We start from the raw sequence: 2,965 nt of genomic DNA on the forward strand, positions 1-2,965 counted from the left end.
GACCGCCGCCGTTCCGCCCCCGCCCGCACCGGCCCCCGCAGGGCCCGCGGCAAGCGTGGCCGCAGGATCGTCGTCGGCGTGCTCGGGGTGGTCCTCGCGGTGGGGGCGCTGAGCCTGGCCCGGCTGGCGATGGAGCCCCCCGGTGAGGACGGGGCCTCGGCGGTCAAGGAGGAGGCGTCCACCGAGTTCGACGGCCGCCCGGACGGGACGGCGAAGCCGGTGGCGCCCGACGACCCCGGTCCTGTCGCGTCCGGCGGCACGGGGAAGGGCGGCTCGCCCGCCCCGGACGGCAGCGGGAAACCGGACGACCGGGAGTCCCCGGACCCCGGCGACTCGGCGTCGGCCTCGGAATCCCCGACTCCGGGCGACACGGAGTCGGCCGACACCGGCGCGCCGGACTCACCGGACCCCTCGGACTCCGCGTCCGGTCCCGGCACGCCCACGGATCCCACGGACGGGCCCACGTCGGCGTCCCCGACCTCGGCGTCCCCGTCGCCGACGCCCGAGCCGAGCGAGACCTGCGACCGGTTCCTGTGGTTCTGCGTGTGACGAGTGGTTCCGCGCGTGACGACTCGATGCGTCTGCGGGTGACGGCCGGAGCGTGACGGGCGGCCGGACCCCAGGCGTGACCCCGCCGCTCAGACCACGTCCTCGCCCAGCATCCGCTTGAGCAGGTCGCGCAGGACCCGCCGCTCGTCCTCGGACAGCGACGCCAGCGGTTCGCGCGCGAACGTCAGCGAGTCCCGCAGCCGCGCCGCCGTCTCCAGCCCCCGCGGGGTGGGCGCGGCGAGCTTCACCCGGCGGTCGGCCGGGTCCGGCCGCCGTTCCACCAGGTCACGCGCTTCGAGCCGGTCCACGATGCCGGTGACGTTGGACGGCTCGCACTTCAGCTTCTGCGCGATCCGGCGCATGGGCATGGGCTCCAGGGACAGGAGTCCCAGAACGCGCGCCTGGGCACCCGTGAGGGAGTACTGGGCCGCGGCGTGCTCGTACTCCTCGTAGTAGCGGGCCACGACGGTGCCGATGAGTTCGACGACTTCGAGGGTCAGCGGGTCTCTGCGGGTGGTGGCCATGGGGCCAGCGTACCCATTTGCTTGACAACATGAAATATCTAAGAGCATGGTTCTTTCAGGTAGTGAAGCTTCTGTACGACGCCTCCCCGCCACCCCCGCACCCACCGAGGAGACCCCGCCCCATGACCGCACTTCCCGTCCCAGGGACCGCACTTCCCACCTCGGGCCGCGCCTGGCATCTCGCCGCCCGACCCGACGGCTGGCCGAGGCCGAGTGACGTCGCGCTGCGCGAGATACCCGTGGCCGAACCGGGGGAGGGCCGGATCCTGGTCCGGAACCTGTACTTCTCGGTGGACCCGTACATGCGCCCCCGGATGAACGACGCGAAGTCGTACGTGGCCTCGTACCAGCTGGGCGAGCCGCTGGCCGGCCAGGCGGTCGGCGAGGTCATCGCCTCCCGCGCGGACGGGTTCGCCGTCGGCGACCACGTGCTGCACAACCTGGGCTGGCGGGAGTACGCCGAGTTCGAGCCGGGCCGCGCCGTCAAGGTCGACCCGTCCGTCGCCCCGCTCTCCGCGTACCTCGGCGTCCTCGGCGGGACCGGCTTCACCGCCTACGCGGGCCTCTTCAGGGTCGGCGCCTTCAAGGAGGGCGACGCGGTCTTCGTCTCCGGGGCCGCCGGCGCGGTCGGCAGCCAGGTCGGCCAGCTCGCCAGGCTCAAGGGCGCCTCGCGGGTCGTCGGTTCGGCCGGTACGGACGACAAGGTCAGGCTCCTGGTGGAGGAGTACGGCTTCGACGCGGCCTTCAACTACAAGAACGGCTCCGTCAAGAAGCAGCTCAAGGCCGCCGCCCCGGACGGCATCGACCTCTACTTCGACAACGTGGGCGGCGACCACCTCGAAGCCGCGATCAACTCGCTCAGGCCCCACGGCCGGGCGGTCCTGTGCGGCGCGGTCGCCCACTACAACAACAGCGCGCCGACGCCGGGCCCGAACAACCTGGCCCTGGTCGTCACCAAGCGGCTGCGCCTCGAAGGGATCATCGTCACCGATCACTGGGACCTCCAGCCCCGCTTCCTCCAGGAAGTCGGCCCGCTGTTCGCCTCAGGTCAACTCAAGCACCACGAAACCGTCGTGGAGGGGATCGAGAACGGCTTCGACGCGTTCCTCGGCGTTCTGCGCGGCGAGAACACTGGAAAGATGATCGTCGGACTTACCCGTTGACGACCCCCTATGCTCGACCCCAGGCCGTCGTGGTCCGTGGGCGCGAGCTACGGCGTACAAGCGAAGGAACCTTCCCAGCATGACCATTCAGAAGATCGACGCTCTCTACACCGCCGTCGCCACCGCCGAGAACGGCCGTGACGGCCGCGTCTCCAGCGACGACGGTCAGCTCGACGTGATCGTCAACCCGCCCACCTCGATGGGCGGCAGCGGCGCCGGCACGAACCCGGAGCAGCTCTTCGCCGCCGGTTACAGCGCCTGCTTCCAGGGTGCGCTCGGTGTTGTCGCCCGCAAGGCGAAGGCCGACATATCCGGTTCGACCGTGACCGCCAAGGTCAGCATCGGCAAGACCGAGGCCGGCGGCTTCGGTCTTGAGGTCGAACTCGTCGCCGTCATCCCGAACGTGGACGAGGCGACCGCCAAGGACCTGCTGGAGAAGGCGCACCAGGTGTGCCCGTACTCCAACGCGACCCGGGGCAACATCAGCGTGACGCTCGCCGTCGCCTGATCGCACAGCGCATCGCACGTGGCACGGCGCGGGGCCCGTATCCCCTCAGGGGACGCGGGCCCCGCGTGTCCGTCAGCGTGTCCGGTACGGCCCCGGCGGCGGCCCGCTCAGCCGGCCGCGCCGAGCAGCGCCCGGCCCACCTGCGCGAACACCCCCTTGGGATGGTCGCGGAACAGCGGCTCCGTGCCGAAGAGCACCACCCGCGCGCCCGACGCCGACGT

At 71.6% G+C, this 2,965-nt stretch carries 3 protein-coding genes and 1 pseudogene; 3 read left to right on the forward strand and 1 reads right to left on the reverse strand.

What is annotated here, in order from left to right; translation table 11 throughout:
* Positions 1-549, forward strand: a pseudogene (locus GT042_RS07790) (hypothetical protein); the annotation flags it as partial.
* Positions 550-638: 89 nt separating this feature from the next.
* Here GT042_RS07790 and GT042_RS07795 read toward each other — a convergent pair.
* Positions 639-1,073, reverse strand: a complete 435-nt coding sequence (locus GT042_RS07795) for a MarR family transcriptional regulator (RefSeq protein ID WP_161307976.1) — start codon at positions 1,071-1,073, stop codon at positions 639-641.
* 122 nt (positions 1,074-1,195) lie between these two features.
* Here GT042_RS07795 and GT042_RS07800 point away from each other — a divergent pair, with 122 nt between their 5' ends.
* Both GT042_RS07800 and GT042_RS07805 read left to right on the forward strand, forming a co-directional pair.
* Positions 1,196-2,236 carry an NADP-dependent oxidoreductase gene (locus GT042_RS07800; protein WP_161307977.1) on the forward strand — a complete coding sequence of 347 codons (1,041 nt, stop codon included), beginning with the start codon at positions 1,196-1,198 and terminating at the stop codon, positions 2,234-2,236.
* Positions 2,237-2,315: 79 nt separating this feature from the next.
* Complete coding sequence (locus tag GT042_RS07805) at positions 2,316-2,744, forward strand: organic hydroperoxide resistance protein (RefSeq protein WP_161307978.1); 429 nt, start codon at positions 2,316-2,318, stop codon at positions 2,742-2,744.
* Positions 2,745-2,965 lie beyond the last annotated feature (221 nt).

Origin of the sequence: Streptomyces sp. SID3212 (genome assembly GCF_009865405.1) — a bacterium.
Classification (GTDB): Bacteria; Actinomycetota; Actinomycetes; order Streptomycetales; family Streptomycetaceae; genus Streptomyces.

Bases quoted from the DNA above. Each gene is read 5' to 3' on its own strand.
- GT042_RS07800 (WP_161307977.1), top strand. From the start codon at position 1,196: ATGACCGCACTTCCCGTCCCAGGGACCGCACTTCCCACCTCGGGCCGC.
- GT042_RS07805 (WP_161307978.1), top strand. From the start codon at position 2,316: ATGACCATTCAGAAGATCGACGCTCTCTACACCGCCGTCGCCACCGCC.
- GT042_RS07795 (WP_161307976.1), bottom strand. From the start codon at position 1,073: ATGGCCACCACCCGCAGAGACCCGCTGACCCTCGAAGTCGTCGAACTC.